The organism is Gemmatimonadota bacterium, assembly GCA_009841265.1.
Taxonomy (GTDB): Bacteria; JAAXHH01; JAAXHH01; order JAAXHH01; family JAAXHH01; genus JAAXHH01.
This window is the reverse complement of sequence record VXMB01000009.1, coordinates 1134501-1154653: the sequence shown is the minus strand read 5'-3', so window position 1 is coordinate 1154653 and position 20153 is coordinate 1134501. Positions and strand designations below refer to the sequence as shown.

Sequence of the window (20153 nt, the reverse complement as noted above, 5' to 3'; positions counted from 1 at the left end):
TCGGCAAATCCAGGCCGGTTACATGATCCGGTTTTTCCATGCGTCTAAAACACGTTATCCTGCTGTTCCTGGCGTTTGTCGTCGACAGCACCTGGGGACACGAGATCGCCATTTGGGGAATCCGGCCCGATTTCGTAATGATCATGCTGATCTATGGCGCGATGGAATCGGGGGCCTTCGCGGGGACCATCCTGGGCTTCAGCGTCGGGTTGCTGGAGGATTTCAACGGCTCGCCTGAACACCTGGGACTCAACGCCCTGTGCAATACGCTGGTCGCATACGGTGTGGGCATCGCCGGAAACACGCTCTACCGGGACAGCCTCTCCACCCTGCTGCTCACGCTGCTGGCCGCCGGCTTTGTCCATTCCGCCATTTACTGGCTGGTGTTTACCCGGTTGCAACTGGCCGAATCGGTGTACATGCTGGGAACGGTTTCGCTGCCCACGATGCTCTACACGATCTCCATGGCGCTTTTGCTGATCGTCGGGTTGACCTTTCGACAGGGACAGTTCAATGTCCGTTGGCTTTTCCCAGAATGACAGCCCCACCCACAGGGGCCAGCTGTACCTGTTCATCGGTATCGTGACCGCGCTCTTTCTCCTGCTCGCCGTTCGCCTGTTTTATTTCCAGGTTATTTCGGGCGAGGAGTACCGGGCGCATTCGGAACGGAACCGGATACGGCCCGTCGTGATCGAGGCGTTGCGTGGCCTGATCATGGACCGCAACGGAGTCGTCCTGGCGGAAAACAGGCCGTCCTACACCATCGCCGCCACCCCGTTCGAGACTTCCGACGAGACCGTGGACTACCTGGGGGAACTCACCGAACGGGAAGCCCGGGCCATTCGAATGCGTATCCGCGATCCGTCGGTGAACAGGTTCAATCCCCTGCCGGTCCAGCGGAACGTGTCCTATGAAATCGCGTGCCGGGTCGAAGAACATCTTCCGGACCTGCCCGGCGTACTCGTTCAGATCACCCCCGGACGGATGTACGGCACGGGCACGCTGGCAAGCCACGTGCTGGGTTACGTTTCCGAGATCAACCAACAGGAACTGGAGGAACTGGGCGAAGAAGGCTATCGATCCGGGGACATCATCGGGAAAATGGGGGTGGAAAAGGCCTTCGAGCATCACCTCCGCGGCCAGAACGGCCTTGAGTTCATGGAAGTGAACGCACGCGGCCAGGAACTCGGACCGTTGCCCGGCATGCCGGCCCTTCTGCCGGAATCGGGTAACAATGTCTACCTGACACTGGACACCCGTATTCAGGCCGTTGCCGAAGAGGCGATTCCCGACAGCCTTGCCGGCGCACTGGTGGCGGTGGATCCCATGACGGGCGCGGTCATCGCGATCGTCAGCAGGCCCGGATTCGACCCGAACCTGTTTACGGAGCGGATTCCCCAGGAAACGTGGGATTCGCTTGCCAACCATCCCATGAAGCCCCTGTTGGACCGGACCCTGGACGGGCAGTATCCACCGGCTTCCACGATGAAGATCGTGACGGCCTCCGCCGCGCTGGAGGAGAACCTGGTCACGCAGTCCACGCTTTTCCGTCCCTGCAATCGAGGTTACCAGTTCGGAAATCGCTGGGCGGGGTGCTGGACCCACGGTCACGGTTCAATGGCGTTCAGGGACGCCATGACCCATTCCTGTGACGTCTATTTCTACCAGGTGGGTCACCTGCTGGGACTGGAACGGTGGGGCCGGTACGCCCGGGGCTTCGGCCTGGGAACTCCGACCGGTTACGACGCGGGTGACGAGCAGGGCGGCCTGGTTCCGGACACGGACTACTACGATCCGGCGGAGAACAGAATGTGGACGCCCGGCAAGATCCTGAACCTGGCGATCGGTCAGGGTGAACTGCTCGTAACGCCGCTGCAGATGGCGATGTTGACCGCCGCGGTGGCCAACGGAGGCGTGCTTTACCGGCCCTACATCCTCGACCGGGTGGAGTCGGCCGGCGGAGAAACGGTGGTAACCGGCGAACCAAGCATCAGGGACACGCTGACCGTTTCCTCGAAGACGCTGCGCCTGATCCGGGAATCCCTGACAAACGTGGTCAATGAAGGGACCGCACGGTCGGCGCGACTGCCCTACGCGCAACTGGCGGGAAAGACGGGCACGGCCGAAAACCCGCACGGTGACAGCCATTCCTGGTTTGTCGCCTATGCTCCGGCTGAATCACCGCGTATCGCCGTCGCGGCGATCATGGAGAACGCGCCATCGGGTTCTGCGGTGCCGATTGTACGCCAGGTGGTCGACACCTGGCTTTCCCTCGAACCGACACCTGTCGCCGGCCTGATCGACGCCGGATACACGGAAGATACCGCGCCTTAGCGCCCGGGGAACACGCCTGAAAGACCATGGAAACCCATTTAAGCCGCACGCTCGTCATCATCTCCATCCTGTTGTCCGTGATCGGCATCATCGTGATCTACAGCGCCACGCGGGACGAGACCGGTCTGGGCACGTCCCGTTACATGCTGCAGTCCATGTGGTTCGTAGCCGGCATCGGGGTGATGTACATCACGTCGGTGCTGCCCATTCGTTTCCTCCAGGCCATTACCATCCCCGTATTCGTCGTGGTGATGATCCTGCTGGTCGTTGTACTGGCCTCGGAAACCGTCAAGGGATCCAGCCGGTGGATCAGACTCGGCTTCATCGGCATTCAACCTTCCGAACTGGCGAAGATCGCCGTCATCATGGCGCTCGCACAGTATCTTTCCCAGTTGCGGACCAACATACACCGACCCTCGGTCATGGCCACCTGCGGCGTGATCGTGGCGTTGCCCGTTTTCCTCATCCTGTCCCAGCCCGACCTCGGCACCTCCATCGTCTTCGGGGCGATCTTCTGCGGCGTGCTGCTCTGGGCGGGGTTGAGCGTCCTCCAGCTGCTGCTCATGGTATCCCCGCTGATCGGCGTCGTGATCGGCGTCGTGAGCGGGTTCGACTGGGTCATCTGGTCCGTATTCATACTGATCGTGGCGGGCATCATGTACCTGAAGTGGCCGCCTCGGTTCGTCACCATATTCCTCACCGTCACGCACCTGGCCGTGGGCCTGGGTGCGGAGCCCCTGTGGGATTCGCTGCACGACTACCAGCAACAACGCGTCGAGACCTTTCTGAATCCCCAGGTCGATCCGAAGGGCGCGGGATACCAGATCATCCAGTCCAAGATCGCCATCGGATCGGGCGGACTGCTCGGACGCGGGTTTCTGCAGGGGTCCCAGACCAGCCTTGCGTTCCTGCCGGAGCAGCACACGGACTTCATCTTCTCGGTCATCGCCGAGGAGTTCGGGTTCATCGGCTCGATGGCCGTCCTCATCCTCTGCTACGTATTCATACTCATCGGGATCTACATCGCGATGAACGTCAAAAGCCGGTACCAGAGCCTGCTGGCGGCCGGCTGCGTATCCGTCTTCATTTTTCACGTGATCATGAACGTGGGGATGGCCGTCGGTGTGCTGCCGATCGCCGGCGTACCCCTGCCCTTTCTCAGCTACGGCGGCTCCTTTCTGATGACCAGCCTGATCCTGTGCGGCCTGCTGTTGAACGTATGGCGCCATCGATTTGACTACTGAATGTTGTTTCACGCCTGAATGCCGGCTACCGCCGCGAACGAGGAAAGTCCATGCATCCCATTCTTTTTGAGATCGGTCCGTTCACCGTACGTACCTATGGCCTGTTGCTGGCCGTTTCATTCATCGCGGGGATTCTTCTGGCGCTGAGGCGGTCCAGGGCGCGCGGCCTGAACCAGAACCAGATGATCAACATGAGCCTGCTCATCATGCTCGCGGGCATTGTCGGCGCCAGGATCATGTACGTCATACCCCACTGGAACGAGTTCAGCGCGAACCCCCTCGACATCATCAGCCCCTTTCAAAGCTCCGGTTCGATCGGCCTGACCGGCCTGACCATGTACGGCGGGTTCATCGCGGCGGTCCTGGTTTCCATCCTGTACCTGCGCGTTAACCGATTGTCCATCTGGAAGGCCTGCGACGCCTTTGCGCCGAGTATCGCGCTCGGCATCGGCATAAGCCGCGTCGGCTGTTTCATGAACGGCTGCTGTTTCGGACTGCCCACCGAGTCCGCCCTGGGCGTGGTCTTCCCGGCATTCAGCGCTGCGGGTTCGTTCTACCCGGACGTAGCCCTGCATCCCGCACAGCTTTACAACGCGGTGCTGGGCTTCGGTCTCTTCGGCCTGTTGATGTGGCTGGACCGCAAGCCGAGATACGACGGATTCCTCTTCGCCGTGCTGCTGATCGCCGAACCCGTCACCCGGTTCTTCGTCGATCTTTTCAGGTACTATGAATCGAGCATGACCCTGGGCAGCCTGGGTGGAATTGCCCTGTCCGTAAACCAGGGGATCAGCCTCGTTCTGATCGGCCTGGGACTCCTCCTCCTTGGATGGACCAGGAACCGTGCGCGGCAACGCTCGTCGCGAAGCCGGTCCCGTCACGGGTAGCGGTTCTTCACGCGGCGGCCGTGCCGCTCGTATTGGTTCTTTACGCGGCAGCCGCGCCGATGCAAGCCGTACGCTTCCGGTCCCTACACGCTTAAAATTCGAGCATTACCCTTCCTGTTTCATACTGATAAAAGGAAAGACTGCAGGACTCCGGCATGGTCCGGTTCGACCGGTTCGACCGGTCCGGAGGTTTCAATGCGCGCACACCCGTGGGTGTTCGATCGTTCACATCATGGTTCGAGCCGGTTTGAAAGATACCTATGGCCCTGTTTGCCCATACGCTGCGCACGGCTGGCCGAACGGCCCTGGACCTGGTCTATCCTCCGTGCTGCGTCCTTTGCAAGGCCCGGATCTTCGATGAACGGCGCGCCGTCTGCGAAGATTGCGGAGCGGGACTGCTTTTGATCGAAGCGCCGTACTGCGAACGATGCGGCCAACCGCTGCACACCCCGGTGGCCTCCTGTCCGGCCTGCACGGGCCGCACATTCTATTTCGAAGGCGCTTTTTCCGCGTTCGTATTCAACCGGCCGCTTCAGGATCTCATCCACCTGCTCAAGTACCGGAACCGCCCCGGGATCGGCCGGTTCCTGGGATCCCTGCTGGCGAAAAGGGTTGAACAGGAACCGGGGATACCACATATTACGGGCGTTTTGCCCGTGCCTCTGCATCCGCTCAGAAGGCGGGAAAGGGGCTACAACCAGAGCGCGTGCATCGCCCTGGGCATATCGGACGTAACGGGCATTCCGGTGCTGGAAAACGTGCTTTGGCGTAACCGTAACACACCGACGCAGACCTCGCTGAGCCCCGAAGCGCGGATGGCCAACGTCGAAGGGGTGTTCGAAGTGGCCCGGCCCGATGCGGTGCGCGGCGCCACGGTATCGCTGGTCGACGACATATTCACTACGGGGGCAACGATAAACAGCTGTGCCCGGACCCTGCTCCAGGCAGGCGCCGGAAGAGTGTTCGCCCTGACCGTCGCGCGCGCCTGAGTCCCTCCGAATCACCGCCGGCGCCGCGGGCAGCCTGATGCGGCGGGCGATCCGGCGCCGCGGGCAACCCGGCCCCTTCGTATCACCTGCATGCGGGAGAGAAGACTTCAAATGCATATCGGTATCCTGACGGGCGGCGGCGATTGCCCGGGTTTGAACGCCGCGATCCGGGCGGTAACAAGGCGCTCGATCAAGTCCTATGGCTCGACGGTCCTGGGCATTCGCAATGGATGGGCCGGACTGATCAACAACGATACCAGTCCACTCAGCCTGGTCTCCGTATCCGGCATACTGCACCGGGGCGGAACCATCCTGGGCACCTCCAGGACCAATCCGATGAAGGACGAAGGCAACATCGACCGGATCAAGGAGAACGTCCGGGATCTGGGCCTGGATGCGGTCGTCGCCATCGGCGGCGAGGACACCCTGGGTGCCGCGGCCGCGCTGAACGAAGCCGGCATTCCCATGGTGGGCCTGCCGAAGACGATCGACAATGACATCGTCGGGACGGACATGACCTTCGGCTTCGACACGGCGGTCACGATCGCCACTGACGCCATCGACCGGCTCCATACCACCGCGGAGTCCCACCACCGGGTGATGGTCATCGAGGTGATGGGCCGTCATACGGGGTGGATCGCCATCAAGTCGGGTATCGCCGGCGGGGCGGACTGCATCCTGATTCCCGAGGTTCCCATGGACCTGGACGAGGTCTGCGCGCTCGTCCAGCAGCGCATCGACCGAGGCAAGACGTTCAGCCTCGTCGTGGTCGCCGAGGGATTCACCATGAAGGACACTCCGGGCCAGGTGACCCAGGATGACCAGGTCGATGAATTCGGTCATGTGCGGCTGGGCGGTATCGGAGAAGTGGTCGGCGCCGAGATCGAACGTCGGGCGGGCATAGAAACCAGGGTGACCATCCTGGGATACATTCAGCGCGGCGGTTCGCCCACGCCCTACGACCGCGTCCTGGCGACGCGGTACGGCGTGACCGCGGCCGACCTGGTGCACGACGGGGATTTCGGCAAGATGGTGGCGTTGAAGGGCTCGAGGATCGAGAGCGTGCCGCTGGCCGAAGTGACCGGCCGGATCCGCACGGTCGACATGGAGTTGTATGACATTGCCCAGGTATTCTTTGGTTAGCCTGCCAACGGAGTGGTTGTGAATACGGCGTCGCGCCGGCTGATCATCGCCGGCAATTGGAAAATGCATACCGACCTGGTCGAAGGCGCTTCGCTGGTCGCCGAGGTGATGGAACGCACGGAATCGCTCGCCCTGGCCGCGGACCTGGTTTTGTGCCCGCCTTTCACCCATCTGACCGTGGCGGCCACGCAGTTGTCCGGCAGTTCCATCTCGCTGGGCGCCCAGCACATGCACGACGCCCCGGAAGGCGCGTACACGGGGGAAGTGTCGGCCAGAATGCTGTTGACTTCGGGGTGCAGGTACGTTATATTGGGGCACTCCGAAAGACGGACTTATTTCGATGAAACGAACGTGTCCGTCAACGGCAAAGTGAAATCGGCGATTTCATCGGGTCTCACCCCGATCCTGTGCGTCGGCGAGACGCTGGAAGAGCGGGAAGCCGGCCGTACCGAGGAGGTAGTCGGCGAACAGGTACGAGCGGGTCTTTCCGGTACGGATCCCGGGACGGCCGACAGTCTCGTCCTGGCTTACGAACCGGTCTGGGCTATCGGGACCGGCAAGGTGGCTACCCCCGATCAGGCGGACCAGGTGCACGGTCACCTGAGGAAGGTGATCGCGGGGTTGTTCGGCGACGACTTCGCCGGCCGGATCCGGATCCAGTACGGAGGCAGCGTCAAACCTGAAAACGCGGGCGCGTTGATGAACCAGCCGCACATCGACGGAGCGCTCGTGGGTGGTGCCAGCCTGGACGCCTCTTCATTCGAGGCTATCGTCCGGGCCGGACTGGGCATCAAGGGCGGCTAGCAATACCTGACCGGACACCGGTCGCCAAGCGAAGGATACATACCGTGTTTACCACCGTGGTTGCAGTACATGTGCTGGTTTGTCTCGTTCTGATCCTGTCCGTCCTGCTGCAGTCGGGAAAGGGCGGCGGCCTGTCCAGCGCTTTCGGCGCGGGCGGACCCACCGGCGGCATGGCCGGCCAGATGTTCGGCGGCCGGGGCGCCGCGACTTTCCTGGGCAAGGTGACCACCGTGCTGGCGACGCTGTACATGCTGATCGTCATCGGCCTGAACCTGTTGCCCGACGATACGCAAGGCACGCGAAGCATCATCCTGGATGAGGCATTGAGAAACCAGCAGACGTCCCCCGCCCAGGGATTGCCCGACGCGGAATCGGGCCTGCCCCCCGCGCCCGGGGATCCAGGGTCCACGCCTTAATCCTTCGACCATTGTGAGGCGGTCCAGCCGCCGGCCGGTCGTCATGACGCCGAAGTGGTGGAATTGGTAGACACGCTGTCTTGAGGGGGCAGTGGGAGAAATCCCGTCGCGGTTCGAATCCGCGCTTCGGCATCCTTTCCTTCATTTCAGTCGTACATCCCCGTCCTCGTGAATCCGGAGGGCGTCCCATGCGCCATGCGCGAATGCTGTTCTCCCTGATCGCCGGCCTGGCAGTCCTGGCCGTCGTCTCCGTATCTTCCGGCCAGCCGGGCCAACCCAGCCAGCCCGGTCAGCAGCCGCGCACGAATTCGGTGGGCAAAGTCATGCCTCCCGACGCCGCCCCCCTGTCGCAACAGGTCTTACGCGTGATGAACATGGAGCCGCGCAGTCTCGATTCCGGCATCCATCCCTACGACGACGAAGGGCTGGTTATGAGGCCCTTCGAGATGTTGATGTGGCGCGACGAGTTCATGCAGCCCGTTCCGGGGGCGGCCGAGCGCTACGAGCGTTCCAATGACGGCCTGACCTGGACGTTCTACCTGCGTCCCGGCGCCCGGTGGAGCGACGGGCGTCCGGTCACCGCCCACGATTTCGTGTACACGTTCCGGCGGAACGTCGATCCCGCGTCGGCGAACATCTACGCGAATTTCTACTACGACTTCAAGAACGCCCGGGCGATCAACCAGGGGCGGATCGAGGACGTGTCGCAACTGGGCGTCCGCGCGCTGGACGACCTGACCCTGGTCATCGAGACCGAGCAGCCGACTCCTTACCTTCCGTACATCATTTCCTTCCCGGATACCTTTCCGGCGCCTCGATGGGCGATTGAAAAGCACGGTCGTAAGTGGACCGAGCAGGGCAATATCGTCACCAACAGCGGCTTCAAGATGGCCGAGTGGGTTTCCGGCAGCCACATCAGGTTTATACCGGATCCCATGTACAACGGTCCCCACAAGCCCTTTCTGGAGCAGGTCGTGCAGCTGTTCCGGGAGCCCGCGGCGGCTAACATCCTGCCCTATGAAAACGACGAAGTGGACATGGAAGCGGTCGACCTCGCGGAGCTTCACCGCATCCAGAGCCACCCCCGGCTCGGCAAGGAGATCGTCCGATCGCCGAGCTATCAGAGCTGGTATTTCATTTTCCGAACCCGGGAGCCGCCCTTCGATGATGTCCGCGTCCGTGAAGCCTTTACCCGGATCATCGATCGGGAATCGATCTGCGACGTGATTCTCCAGGGTGCCGGTATCCCGGCCTACTCCATGATTCCACCCGGATTCGACGCCTACGCGGGACCGGAATACGAGCCGATACAGGGTTTCGATCCGGAACGGGCCAAAGCGCTCATGGCAGAGGCCGGCTATCCGAGGGGACGGGGCTTCCCGACCATCGAAACGTGGTTGAGAGCGCCTAATCCCATTACCCGCAGAATCGCAGAGGCGGTCCAGGGGATGTTGCGGAACCATCTCGGGGTGGACATCACCTTCCGCAGCGCCGATATGGGTTCCTACATGAGCGCCCTGTTCGATTGGCAGATTCCCTTCGGATTCATCGCCTGGGGGGCAGACTACCTGGACCCGAGGAACATGCTGGACATGACCTGGCATTCCAGGCCGAGGGGGGCGCAGCGCCAGGACTGGGCCCATCCCGCCTTCGACGATCTCGTGGACCGGGCGGTCGGGGAATCCGACCCCGCACGGCGCACGGAGATATACAAGGACGCCGAGCGTATCCTGGTGTCCGACTACGGCGGTGCATTCGTCTATCATCCCATCGGATACGGCCTGCGCAAGCCCTGGTTGAAAGGGTACTCCAGACGTCCCGACGGGACGGTGGGAAGCCTGATGTGGACCGAAGTCTACATTGGTGATCGTTGAAGACGGACAGGGAGGCGCGGCATGAATGGTGAACAGTCTGCCGTTCCCGTGGAACAGCGCATCAATATGAGTTGCGGGCAGACGCCCCTCTCGCCCGCCTGTCTCGCGGCCATCGGGAAGCAGCTGGTGGAACCGGTCTACTATGCCCATTACCCGGTGATCGAAAAAGAGACCTGTCTCATGCTCAAGCGGCTGCTGAACACCGGAAACGGCCCCATGCTCATACCAGGGTCCGCCGTGTACGGACTGGAAGCGGCCATGCTCGGCACCGTGGAGTCCGGCGACCGTGTGCTTACGGTCCAGACCGGTGTCTTCGGCCGGCTGCTGACGGAGCTGGCCAGGTTCGCGGGCGGGGATACGACCGAGATCGCCCTCGAGGAAGGGCAGTCAGTCGACCCGGACACAATTCGTCGACACCTGCTCGGCGACCCGGACATCAGACAGGTCGCGCTGGTCCACTGCGAGACCACGACCGGCACGCTGAATCCGATCGAGGCCATCGGGCGCATGCTCAAGGACGAGTTTCCCCATGTGATTTACCTTGTGGACTGCGTGTCTTCTTTTGGAGGGGTCGAGGTGCGCGTCGACGACTGGGGCATTGACCTGCTCGTCACCACGACCCAGAAGTGCCTGAACGCGCCCCAGGGACTGGCGATCGTGGTGGCCAGCGAGAAGGCCTGGGACAAGATTGAAAACCTGCGGAGCGCACCGCGCGCCATGTGCCTCGATCTCCACTCCTGGCGCCGCTACGGCATGGAGGGAGGCGCTGCGATGGGGTACGATACGCTCGAAAAGGGAGCCGTGCCGCGCGCACGTAAACCCCACCCACGGGACTGGCCCGTCCACGGCCCCCATGCGTCTTACACCCTGGTCTTGGGGCTGCACGCCTCGCTGAAGGCCATCATGGAAGAGGGACCGGAGAAGGTCTACCGCCGCCAGTACGTCGCTTCCAGGGCGGTACACGCGGCATTGCGGGCCCTGGGTCTCGGCATCGTGGCCGCGACGGCGGCGTCGGCCGCGCCTGTGGCGACGCGCATCGCGTTGCCGGACCACCTCGACGCGACCGAACTGAATAGGATCCTCTTCAAAGAACACGGCATCGCACTCAGCAGCCTTGCCCGGATCGGCACCATGGGGTTCATGGCCGTACCGGAGCATGTGCTGCGTACGATATCGGCCCTGGAGCAGGTTTTGAAGAAGATGGGATGGGATGTGAAGGAGGGTTCAGGCGTATCAGCGGCCCGTGAGGTTTTCGAGCACTCGCAGATCTTCAACGACCGGATCTGAAGAGCCAGTCCCACAATCCCTCGTCCCGGTCCTCGGCGGCCCCGTCCCTCACGACCTCCTCCGTGACGTAAAGCGTCGTCGAGAGGTTGAGATGCTTGTCGACACGAATCGCGTAACCACCCCGCTCGTTCCGTTCGAGGGCCTCGGTGCGAAGATAAGGCTTCCACAGCTCGTTGTGCTGACTGTGCCACAGGAACACGCCGGCCACGTCCTCGACCACGATGCGTTCGGCCTCCTCGTAGAGCGCTAGACGTCTTTCCGGGTCGCCGATCAGGTGATTGGCCTCCGCCATGACGGATTCGAAGCGCTGGTTGTACCAGGCATGGCGGCCCGACGAAAGCCAGATGCCGAGCAGGTTGCTGGGATCCATATAGTCGTACCCGTAGGGGATCATGGCGAAGGCGATGTCTCCCTGGTACATGGATTCCATGAACAGTTTGGCCTCGGTGTTCTGTACGCCGATATCCAGGTTCAGATTGCGCTTCAGCATGGCCTGTACCGCCTGGGGCGCCTGTCCCCCCTGTAGATTGGTTCCCCTGATCCACATCACCGTCTGTGGAAACCCGCTGCCGTCCGGATAGCCGGCTTCCGCGAGCAGCCGGCGCGCCAGGCCCGGATCGTATCGCTGAACAGGCGCGAGTTCCCGGGTATCGGCCGAGGGAAACCCGTCGGGCAACATGGACACCGCGGGAACGGCCACGCCCTGGAGGGCGGACTCGACCAGCGCTTCGGTATCGATGGCGTGGCTGAACGCCTGCCGCACCCGGAGATCGTCGAAAGGGGGCTTGAAGGTGTCCATCATCAAGTAAGTGGTCCCGAAGGCCGAATAGGTGACGAGCTGGTCCCTGAGCCCTGCATCGTGCTTAACGCGGTTGATTTCCGCCTGGTTCGTCAGGGAGGCCAGGTCCACCGCGCCCGCCTCGTAGGACGACAACATCGGCGGAGGTACCGCGGCGTTGAAGAGCTTCGAGACCACTCTTTCGAGATACGGTTTGTGGGGTCCCCGGTAGTGGGGATTCGGCGCCAGCACAATCCGGTCCAGCTTCGACCATTCCAACAGCCTGAACGGGCCACTGCCCAGCAGCGTTTCCGGCCGCGTCGACCAGCCCGGACCGTGTTTCTCGAAAAGGTGCGTGGGCGTTACCCAGCTGAATGTCAGGATCAGGGGCAGGTAAGGCGTGGGATCTTCGGTTGCAAAGGCGATGGTGTGATCGTCCAGCGCCGTGACGCCCAGTGAATCGAGAGGCAGTTTGGCGGCGACGACCTCGCTCCAGTTCCTGATCGACCGGTAGAACCATTCGAAATCGAATCCCGTGTCCGGGTCCGCCCACCGTTTGAAGGTGTCTTCGAAGTCTTGAGCCGTAAGGGGATGACCATCGGCGAAGATCAGATCGGATTGGAGGTGAAACGTCCAGGTGAGCCCGTCCCCGGACACCTCCCAACGGGTCGCGGCGGCCGGCAGCAGGTTGTAGTCCCGGTCCATGCGCACCAGCGGTTCGTTGACCAGGGCATAGTCGTGGCCGATCACCTGGTAGTGGGAGGTGGCCATGTCCAGGTACCGGTTCTCGGCCTTGAAACTGGTGAAGACCTGGTACTCGGGCGGGGCCGCGTCGGGCGGCATCGAAATGCCGATGGAATTGGTGTAGGGCGCGGGCGGATCCGCGTCCGGCCAGGCCAATGCGGCCGTGCAGCCAATCAATGCCGAGGAGAGGAGCGCAATGGCAAACCGGACCGTCACGGGATGTCCCCTTCTTCCCTCGCAGGCGATTCCGGTCCATCCAGGTACAGGATCACATTACCCTCTTCGATCTCCACCCGGAAAGTTTTGACCCGCAGCGCAGGATCGTATAGCGCCCGGCCGGTGGCGAGGTCGAATTCCCACTGGTGCCAGGCGCACTTCAGGACCTGCTTCTCGTGCTGTTCGACCGAGTATACCTCATCCGCCGTTACATGGGGCCTCAGGCGGCCGCGGCAGAGCGGCCCGCCCTTGTGGGGGCAACGGTTCCGCAGGGCGTAGTACCGGCCGCCGACGTTGAATACGCCGATCCCGCCGCGCCCGCCCGCGGGGACGATGCGCCGTTCACCCGGCGGAAGGTCTTCGACCGCGGATACCACGTAACGGCGGCTCATTCGCAGGGTTTCCCGTGTTCGTCCAGGCCGTACAACTCCCGCGCCGTCTCCACGAACACCCTGTTCTTAAGCCGCGCATCCACGCCGGGAAGCACCGAGTCCGGCGATTCCCAGTCCCAGTGGGGATAGTCGCTCGCGTACACGAGGATCTCGTCCGCGTGCAGCCACTCCAGGAAGGTCTTGAGGTCCTTTCGGGTCGGCGGCTGTTCCATGGGCTGGCATCCGAACCTGACGTGGTCACGGATATACTCGCTCGGAGGCCTTTTGACCCAGGGCGTGTAGTCGCGGACCGCCTTCCAGTCGGCGTCCATGTGCCACATGAGGCCCGGTACCCAGAAGGTATCGTGTTCGATGAAGAGGAACTTCAGCCCGGGGAATTTCTCGAAGGTCCCTTCGCAGATCAGGCTCGAGACGTGCGCCATGGCGATCTGGGGCCGGGCCATGCGCATTTCCAGGTAGTAAGAGGGATATCCGGCCGCCGTGGGGGCATTGGCAAAGCCGGCGCCCTCCACGCCGAAGTGCACGCACATGGGAAGCCGGTACTCCTGCGCCGCTTCGTAAATCGGGTCATAGAACCGGTTCCCGAAAGGCATGCGCCCCCCGGCGGGCATGATGACCTGGAGTACTTCGGGACGACTGCCGATCCGCCGGATCTCCGCGGCCGCCTGCTTCGGGTCGGACGGCGCGATGGCCACCGACGCACGGAAACGGCCGTCCGCCTTGATCCAGGTCTCCAGGGTCCAGTCGTTGAAGGCCTGGCACATTGCGGCGCCGAAGTCGGCGTCCGGGTGCACCGCCGCTCCGTACACCGTAACCCCCGTCAACAGGGCGACGTCGATGCCGTATTCGTCGAGATGGTGCCTGCGGGCCAGCTCGATGTTGCTGCTCGGATGGGTTTCGGTGTGCTCCCAGAGTTCGGCGCGGCAGCCGCCTTTGGGGAGATTGGTATAGACAAGGCCGGGCATCATGGACCCGAAGTCCTTCACGTACTCCACGTAATGACCGGGGAGGTAAGGGAATAGATCTTCGATTTCCACGACACCGTGATGCAGGTCGCAGTCGATGAGACCGATGGGGTTGGCGGCTTTCGATTCGATTTCAGTCATGATCTGGTGGCAGCTCGTCGGGAACCCGGAGGAGATCGAACCCGGCGGAAGTCCGGAAATGTGTTACTGCCATAAATACGCCGTCCGGGGGTACTGTCAAGTTGATCATGACGACGTGTAGAAGATTGTGCTTTGTATTTGACGACGAGACGCTACATTGCCATACCGTTTCATTCCTGCGACACATGCGCCTGCGGTGCAACCGGGGCGTTCCGGCCTTCACCCGCGTCCGAAAACGGAGAGGAACTCATGGAATACCGGCAACTCGGCCGCTACGGCGTGCGCGTGTCTCCCATCTGTCTCGGTACGGCGTTCCGGGGGTTCTGGGCCGGACGGACGGACGAGAAAACCTGCTTACGCACGATCGAAACGGCGGTGGATCTCGGGATCAACTTCATCGATTGCGCGAACTTCTACTTCGGCGGCAGATGCGAGGAAGTGCTGGGCAAGGCCCTGGCCGCCATGAAGGACAAGCGGGACAACCTGGTGATCTCCAGCAAGGTCTGGAGCGAGATCGGGCCGGGGCCGAACGACAAGGGCACCTCCCGCTATCATATCATGCGGGAGATCGACCGTTCGCTGAAGCGCCTGGGGCTGGATCATATCGATCTCTATCTCCTGCACCATTTCGATCCCGACACGCCCCTGGACGAGACCCTGGACGCCATGAACGACGTGGTGAGGCAGGGCAAGGCCCGGTATATCGGCATGTGCAACTACACGGCTGCCCAGGTCGTCGAAGCGCTGTGGGTGGCCGACCGGCACGGCTTCGCGACGCCGGCATGCCTGCAGAGCCAGTACAACCTGATCCATCGATCCGGCGTGGAGACCGAACTGCTCGACCGGTGCCGCCGGCATGGACTGGGGATGATGACGTACAGCCCCATCGCCGTCGGACTGCTTACGGGCCGGTGCAGACGGGGCGAGGATCCCCCCGCGGGCTCGGTCTGGGCGAACGATATCGATCGGTTCAGGAAGATCATGACTCCGGCCGTCGATCAGCTCGTCGCCACGTTGATCGACGTGGCCGCGGAGCTCGGCAGGACCCCCGCGCAGGTCGCCTTCGCATGGATCCTGGATCATCCCGAAGTGACGGCCGCCATGACGGGACCCGATCTACCGGAGCACGTGGAAGAGGTCTGCGGCGGAGCGGGTTGGCATCTGCCCCCCGAGATGCGAAGCAAACTGGACGAGGCTTCCGCCCCGGACCGGCTCGGACAGGTCGAGTAGCGCTTACCCCTGATCGTTTCCCGCATCCGCTTCCGCCGCATCGGGCATGCCGGCCATGCGATCGATCCTGAGCCGCTGGACGCGGGTCGGCTCCACGCGCAGCGCCGTCATCAGGTGGGTGCCGGCACGGACCTGTTCCCCCTGCCTGGGAATGTGGCCCAGCAGTTCGGTCATGACTCCGCCCGTGGTATCCGAAGTCAGTTCGTCGGGCAGTTCCAGGCCGCAGGCGCGGACGACCTGGTCGACGGGGCAACTGGCATCGACCTCGAACCGGTGAGGTCCCGTCCGTACGATAAGTGGCGCCTCGCTGTCGAATTCATCCTGAATCGGGCCTACCAGTTCTTCCAGTACGTTCTCCAGCGTGATCATCCCGGAAACCGTTCCAAACTCGTCCACCAGGACGGCCAGTACGGAATTGCGCCGCTGGAACTCCAGGAGCAGTGCGTCGAGGCGGATGGTCTCGGGCAGGAACAGCGGCTCGCGGGCGATACTTTCCAGGGAGGCGAACTGGTCTTCGTCGTAAAGGCCCTTCATGAGGTCCTTGACGTGAATGATCCCTGTGATCTGGTCCAGGTCCTCGTCACAGAGCGGGAAACGCGTGTGTCCGGATTCGGCTACGACGCGCAGTTTCTCTTCGGTGGGGTCGTTCTGGTTCACGAACACGATCTGGTTGCGGGGTAGCATGTAGCGCCGGGCCACCTTTTCCTCGAGGTCGAGCACGTTTTCCATGATCCGGCGTTCCCGCCGGGAGACGTGCCCGCCGGCCACCATGCTGACCAGGGCGATGCGCAGTTCCGATTCGGTGAACGATTCCCCGTGCGCGTCGATCACCCGGATGCCCAGGCATCTGAGCATGAGATTCGCGCTTACGTTCAGCAGCCAGATGAAGGGTCGAAACACCCGGTAGAACACGACGAGGGGAATGCCGATGACCAGCGCCACCTGCCGGTACTTCTGCAGGGCGACGAACTTGGGCACGAGCTCGCCGGCCGTGATGAGCAGGAAAGTCATCACCACGAGGGCGAGCGGGATCGCGATGAGATGGGCGGTCGCCGCGGAAAAACCCAGGGACAGCACGAGCGGTTCTAGCAGGGCGGCCACCGTCCGTTCGCTGAACCAGCCCAGGCCCAGGCTTCCAAGCGTTACCCCCAGCTGGCACGAGGAAAGATAGGTGTCCAGGTTCTGCAGTATATTCCGTACAGTCTGCGCGATTCGGCTTCCATCCTGGACCATGACCTCGATTTCGGCCATCCGGATCTTGACCAGGGCGAATTCCGCGGCTACGAAGAAGCCGTTGAACGCGACCAGCAGAAGTACGATAATGAGGTCGTTCATGGTACCGGGGATTTACGGAGAGAAGTCAGTCTGTGTTGGTCGTTGGGAACGCATGAACCCTCAGCGAACGGGAGGAGTACCGAATCTATCGGCGAGGGCTTCGCGCCGGTAGTCGAAAATGGCGTTGAGATGGTTCTTCACGATCGCCGCATGTACCATACGGCCCAGCACACCAAATGGCAAGGCATAATGAACCAGGTCTTTCATTTCCACTCCGCCCTCAACGGAACGCAGCCGGTGTTCGTGGTGCCAGAACCTGTACGGCCCCGATCGCTGTTCATCGATAAAGTAGCTAAGTGGTTCTGCCTGAGTGATTTCCGTTACCCAATTAAAGTAGAACATCGAGTAGAGTCCGAGCCGGTACGTGATGATGAGACCCGAGTACATGCGGTCCGGGAGATCGGAAGTCACGGTCAGCCGGACACCCGGCGGGGTCAGGTCGCGCAGGTGCTCGGGCCGGCACAGGAAATCCCAGGCGGCATCCAGGGATACGGGCAGGATCTGCGTGCGTTTCAACCGGTAGACATGCATTGGAATTCGGTGCTCCAGTCCAGGTTTCCCTTCCCGTCAAGGCGCGGCTGGTCCATGGCGCCGACGGGCGGCGGGCACGGAACGCAACCGCGCTATCTGGATACTACGGGAATCGTTGAAGCGAGTCAAACCACATTGGCTGGGCGGCCCCCCCGGCCTTGACACCTTGCCGTACCGGTTTTAACTTTCGCCACACTATGACCATACTCGTTACCGGCGGATCGGGGTTGATCGGCCGCCGGCTGATCTACCGCCTCGAGCAGGAGGGCCATCGCGTCCTTCGCCTGGTCCGGTCCAGGAACCTGGCCGGCGACAGGGCGGTCTACTGGTCCACCTCGGAAGGCGGCTTTGACTGGGACGAATCCGGTTCCACTGACGCCATTGTCCACCTGGCGGGCGAGTCGATCCTGGGACGGTGGACCGAGGCCAAGAAGGCCCGGATCCGGGACAGCCGCGTCGGCCCCACACGCAACTTGTGCGCGTTTCTCGCCGGGATGGTGTCGCCGCCTTCGGTCCTGGTGTGCGCGTCGGCCACCGGTTTTTACGGCCACCGAGGCGACGAACCGCTCGGGGAGGCATCGCCGGCGGGGGAAGGATTTCTGCCGGCGGTGAGCAGGGCGTGGGAAGCGGCGACGGAACCGGCCCGAGACGCCGGGATCCGTGTCGTGAACCTGCGCATCGGCATGGTGCTCACCCCGGAGGGCGGTGCGCTGGCCGCCATGCGTACGCCCTTCCGACTGGCATTGGGCGGAAAGGTCGGGGACGGGCGCCAGTACATGAGCTGGATCACCCGGGACGACCTGATTTCCGTCATCCGATACGCCCTGGAATCGGATGTGCTGGCCGGTCCCGTGAACGCGGTTTCTCCGCAACCCGTAACCAACGCGGAATTTACCCGGACGCTGGGCCGGGTGCTGCGTCGTCCGACCCCATTTACGGTACCCGCCTTCGCCGTCCGCCTGTTGTTCGGCCAAATGGGAAGCGACCTGCTGCTCGCTAGCGCGCGCGTCGAACCCCAACGGCTTCTGGATGCGGATTTCCAGTTCGAGCATGCGGACCTGGAGGCTGCGCTGAACGACCTGCTACGGGCGAAGCCTTTATGACCTGTGCACCGAGCACACCGGGCCGAACCTCCACAATGGCGACGCCTCCTGCCTCGGCGGTGCCTCTCGCCACCAAAAACGCCACGGAAGGGCCATGAATACCGACAGGCGGCAACAGCAACAACCCGTGCAGCATCAACCGGCGTCTGCGGGTTCAGCGGCTACAGGCGGATTCCTCGACACCATCGAGCGGGTCGGGAACCGCTTGCCGGATCCCGCGACGCTCTTCCTGATCGGCGCACTGTTCATCATCGTCCTCTCCGACATCGCGGCCCGCGGCCAGTGGACCGTGGTCCAGCGCCTGCCGGAACAGGTGGTCCTGCAGGATGGATCTACCGGCGTGGAATGGCGCGAGACGGGGGAGACCTTCAGGTCCACCAGCCTGCTTACCCGGGACGGCCTCTTCTGGGTCGTGGCCAACATGGTGGAGAACTTCATGCGGTTTCCGCCCCTCGGCGTCGTGCTGGTCGGGATGCTGGGCATTGGAGTGGCGGAGCGGACCGGCATGATCGGCGCCCTGCTCAAGGCATTCATGCTGGCGGTCCCGGGCCGGTTACTGACCCCGGCCATGGTCTTCATTGGCATCATGTCGTCCATGACGCTCGACGCCGGATACGTCATTCTACCGCCCCTCGCGGCCGCGCTGTATAAGGCGGTCGGCCGGTCGCCGCTGGCCGGCCTTGCCGCCGTATTCGCGGGGGTGTCCGCCGGATTCAACGCCAACCTCTTCGTGACGGGCCTGGATCCCCTGCTGGCCGGACTTTCCACGGCCGGGGCGCAGACGATCGACGCGGCCTACCAGGTCGCCGCCACGTGCAACTGGTACTTCATGATCGTGTCGACGGTGATCATGACCCTGGCGGGATGGCTCGTAACGGCCTGGTTCGTCGAGCGGCGCTTGGCGAGCAAGCCGCCCGAGGAAGGCGGACCCGCGCCCGCGTCGTCCGACGGTCCGGATGAACACGCCCTTACCGCCGTGGAGAAGCGGGGCATGGCCCGGGCGTCCCTGGCGTTCCTGGCGGTACTTTCGGCCATCGTGTTCATGATCCTGTGGCCCGGCGCTCCGCTGCACGGCACCGGTAGTCTGTTCGACCGGTGGGTGGAGGCCATCGTGCCCCTGCTGCTTTTCTGTTTCATCCTACCCGGCATCGTGTACGGGATCTCGGTAGGCGCCATTAAGAGCGACAAGGACGCGGCCCGGCTGCTCATCGAAACGATCGCCACTATGGCTCCGATCATCGTCCTGGCCTTCTTCGCCGCCCAGTTCATCGCCTACTTCCAGTATTCGGGACTCGGCCAGATGCTGGCGATGGCCGGCGGCCAGGCCCTCGGCCAGGCGCAGATGCCGGCGTGGATGCTGATGATAGCCTTCATCCTCGTCACGCTGGCGTTCAACCTGCTGATTGGCTCCATGTCCGCCAAGTACGCCCTCTTCGCGCCGATCTTCATCCCGATGTTCATGATGGTGGGCATCAGTCCCGAGCTGACGCAGGCGGCCTACCGGATCGGCGACTCCGTCAGCAACATCGTCACGCCCCTGAACCCCTACCTGGTGATCATCCTGGTCTTCATGCGCCAGTTCGTGCCCAGGGGGGGCATGGGCACGCTGATCTCCACGATGCTTCCCTATACTGTGGTATTCGCCGTCATCTGGACGGTTCTACTCGTGGCCTGGATGGCGTTGGGCATCCCCCTCGGCCCCGCGGGCGGACTGGTCTACGTACCCTGATCGGAAGCCGTGAC

General features: G+C 62.8%; 18 protein-coding genes and 1 tRNA gene. 14 read left to right on the top strand and 5 right to left on the bottom strand.

The window, feature by feature from the left end; translation table 11 throughout:
* Nucleotides 1-38: 38 nt before the first annotated feature.
* The 11 genes from mreD to F4X08_09835 all read left to right on the top strand — a co-directional run bounded on the left by mreD (nt 39) and on the right by F4X08_09835 (nt 10975).
* Nucleotides 39-539, top strand: a complete 501-nt coding sequence (gene mreD / locus F4X08_09885) for a rod shape-determining protein MreD (protein MYD26109.1) — start codon at nt 39-41, stop codon at nt 537-539.
* A complete protein-coding gene (gene mrdA / locus F4X08_09880; protein MYD26108.1) occupies nt 514-2334 on the top strand; it encodes a penicillin-binding protein 2 in 1821 nt (606 codons plus the stop codon). The genes mreD and mrdA overlap by 26 nt, the downstream gene beginning before the upstream one ends.
* 26 nt (nt 2335-2360) lie before the next feature.
* On the top strand, nt 2361-3578 hold the full coding sequence (rodA, locus tag F4X08_09875) for a rod shape-determining protein RodA (GenBank protein MYD26107.1): 1218 nt from the start codon (nt 2361-2363) through the stop codon (nt 3576-3578).
* A 50-nt stretch (nt 3579-3628) separates the two neighbouring features.
* Entirely contained in the window at nt 3629-4462 is an 834-nt protein-coding gene (lgt, locus tag F4X08_09870; protein MYD26106.1) for a prolipoprotein diacylglyceryl transferase, read from the top strand.
* A gap of 260 nt (nt 4463-4722) precedes the next feature.
* Nucleotides 4723-5451 carry a ComF family protein gene (locus F4X08_09865; GenBank protein MYD26105.1) on the top strand — a complete coding sequence of 243 codons (729 nt, stop codon included), beginning with the start codon at nt 4723-4725 and terminating at the stop codon, nt 5449-5451.
* A 111-nt stretch (nt 5452-5562) separates the two neighbouring features.
* A complete protein-coding gene (locus F4X08_09860; protein MYD26104.1) occupies nt 5563-6594 on the top strand; it encodes a 6-phosphofructokinase in 1032 nt (343 codons plus the stop codon).
* A 63-nt stretch (nt 6595-6657) separates the two neighbouring features.
* A complete protein-coding gene (locus tag F4X08_09855) occupies nt 6658-7398 on the top strand; it encodes a triose-phosphate isomerase (protein MYD26103.1) in 741 nt (246 codons plus the stop codon).
* Nucleotides 7399-7442: 44 nt separating this feature from the next.
* Nucleotides 7443-7814 (top strand): preprotein translocase subunit SecG, encoded by a 372-nt coding sequence (secG, locus tag F4X08_09850; GenBank protein MYD26102.1) that lies wholly within the window; start codon nt 7443-7445, stop codon nt 7812-7814.
* Nucleotides 7815-7862: 48 nt separating this feature from the next.
* Nucleotides 7863-7946: transfer RNA gene (locus tag F4X08_09845), tRNA-Leu, on the top strand.
* A 56-nt stretch (nt 7947-8002) separates the two neighbouring features.
* Nucleotides 8003-9688, top strand: coding sequence for a peptide ABC transporter substrate-binding protein (locus tag F4X08_09840; protein ID MYD26101.1), 1686 nt, complete (start codon nt 8003-8005; stop codon nt 9686-9688).
* A gap of 21 nt (nt 9689-9709) precedes the next feature.
* Complete coding sequence (locus F4X08_09835) at nt 9710-10975, top strand: alanine--glyoxylate aminotransferase family protein (protein MYD26100.1); 1266 nt, start codon at nt 9710-9712, stop codon at nt 10973-10975.
* Here F4X08_09835 and F4X08_09830 read toward each other — a convergent pair.
* The 3 genes from F4X08_09830 to F4X08_09820 are packed head-to-tail and all read right to left on the bottom strand — an operon-like array spanning nt 10959 to nt 14211.
* Nucleotides 10959-12713, bottom strand: coding sequence for a peptide ABC transporter substrate-binding protein (locus F4X08_09830; GenBank protein ID MYD26099.1), 1755 nt, complete (start codon nt 12711-12713; stop codon nt 10959-10961). The genes F4X08_09835 and F4X08_09830 overlap by 17 nt on opposite strands.
* The gene (locus F4X08_09825; protein ID MYD26098.1) at nt 12710-13105 is read right to left on the bottom strand and encodes a Rieske (2Fe-2S) protein; all 396 of its coding nucleotides are present in this window, start codon (nt 13103-13105) and stop codon (nt 12710-12712) included. Before F4X08_09825 ends, F4X08_09830 begins: the two co-directional genes overlap by 4 nt.
* A complete protein-coding gene (locus F4X08_09820) occupies nt 13102-14211 on the bottom strand; it encodes an amidohydrolase (GenBank protein MYD26097.1) in 1110 nt (369 codons plus the stop codon). Before F4X08_09820 ends, F4X08_09825 begins: the two co-directional genes overlap by 4 nt.
* A 249-nt stretch (nt 14212-14460) precedes the next feature.
* On the opposite strand from F4X08_09820, the gene F4X08_09815 reads away from it, so the two are divergent.
* Entirely contained in the window at nt 14461-15441 is a 981-nt protein-coding gene (locus F4X08_09815) for an aldo/keto reductase (GenBank protein ID MYD26096.1), read from the top strand.
* Nucleotides 15442-15444: 3 nt separating this feature from the next.
* On the opposite strand, the gene F4X08_09810 is transcribed toward F4X08_09815, so the two are convergent.
* On the bottom strand, nt 15445-16776 hold the full coding sequence (locus F4X08_09810; GenBank protein ID MYD26095.1) for an HlyC/CorC family transporter: 1332 nt from the start codon (nt 16774-16776) through the stop codon (nt 15445-15447).
* Between the two features lie 60 nt (nt 16777-16836).
* On the bottom strand, nt 16837-17307 hold the full coding sequence (locus F4X08_09805) for an SRPBCC family protein (GenBank protein ID MYD26094.1): 471 nt from the start codon (nt 17305-17307) through the stop codon (nt 16837-16839).
* A 197-nt stretch (nt 17308-17504) separates the two neighbouring features.
* On the opposite strand from F4X08_09805, the gene F4X08_09800 reads away from it, so the two are divergent.
* Nucleotides 17505-18410 carry a TIGR01777 family protein gene (locus F4X08_09800; GenBank protein ID MYD26093.1) on the top strand — a complete coding sequence of 302 codons (906 nt, stop codon included), beginning with the start codon at nt 17505-17507 and terminating at the stop codon, nt 18408-18410.
* A gap of 94 nt (nt 18411-18504) precedes the next feature.
* A complete protein-coding gene (locus F4X08_09795) occupies nt 18505-20139 on the top strand; it encodes an AbgT family transporter (protein ID MYD26092.1) in 1635 nt (544 codons plus the stop codon).
* The last annotated feature ends 14 nt before the right edge of the window (nt 20140-20153 follow it).

What these genes read in the sequence shown, in the direction of transcription:
- F4X08_09820 (MYD26097.1), bottom strand. Translation starts at nt 14,211, where the DNA reads ATGACTGAAATCGAATCGAAAGCCGCCAACCCCATCGGTCTCATCGAC.
- F4X08_09815 (MYD26096.1), top strand. Translation starts at nt 14,461, where the DNA reads ATGGAATACCGGCAACTCGGCCGCTACGGCGTGCGCGTGTCTCCCATC.
- F4X08_09800 (MYD26093.1), top strand. Translation starts at nt 17,505, where the DNA reads ATGACCATACTCGTTACCGGCGGATCGGGGTTGATCGGCCGCCGGCTG.
- F4X08_09795 (MYD26092.1), top strand. Translation starts at nt 18,505, where the DNA reads ATGAATACCGACAGGCGGCAACAGCAACAACCCGTGCAGCATCAACCG.
- F4X08_09840 (MYD26101.1), top strand. Translation starts at nt 8,003, where the DNA reads ATGCGCCATGCGCGAATGCTGTTCTCCCTGATCGCCGGCCTGGCAGTC.
- F4X08_09825 (MYD26098.1), bottom strand. Translation starts at nt 13,105, where the DNA reads ATGAGCCGCCGTTACGTGGTATCCGCGGTCGAAGACCTTCCGCCGGGT.
- F4X08_09860 (MYD26104.1), top strand. Translation starts at nt 5,563, where the DNA reads ATGCATATCGGTATCCTGACGGGCGGCGGCGATTGCCCGGGTTTGAAC.
- mrdA (MYD26108.1), top strand. Translation starts at nt 514, where the DNA reads ATGTCCGTTGGCTTTTCCCAGAATGACAGCCCCACCCACAGGGGCCAG.
- mreD (MYD26109.1), top strand. Translation starts at nt 39, where the DNA reads ATGCGTCTAAAACACGTTATCCTGCTGTTCCTGGCGTTTGTCGTCGAC.
- F4X08_09835 (MYD26100.1), top strand. Translation starts at nt 9,710, where the DNA reads ATGAATGGTGAACAGTCTGCCGTTCCCGTGGAACAGCGCATCAATATG.
- F4X08_09805 (MYD26094.1), bottom strand. Translation starts at nt 17,307, where the DNA reads ATGCATGTCTACCGGTTGAAACGCACGCAGATCCTGCCCGTATCCCTG.
- F4X08_09865 (MYD26105.1), top strand. Translation starts at nt 4,723, where the DNA reads ATGGCCCTGTTTGCCCATACGCTGCGCACGGCTGGCCGAACGGCCCTG.
- rodA (MYD26107.1), top strand. Translation starts at nt 2,361, where the DNA reads ATGGAAACCCATTTAAGCCGCACGCTCGTCATCATCTCCATCCTGTTG.
- F4X08_09810 (MYD26095.1), bottom strand. Translation starts at nt 16,776, where the DNA reads ATGAACGACCTCATTATCGTACTTCTGCTGGTCGCGTTCAACGGCTTC.
- F4X08_09855 (MYD26103.1), top strand. Translation starts at nt 6,658, where the DNA reads ATGCATACCGACCTGGTCGAAGGCGCTTCGCTGGTCGCCGAGGTGATG.
- lgt (MYD26106.1), top strand. Translation starts at nt 3,629, where the DNA reads ATGCATCCCATTCTTTTTGAGATCGGTCCGTTCACCGTACGTACCTAT.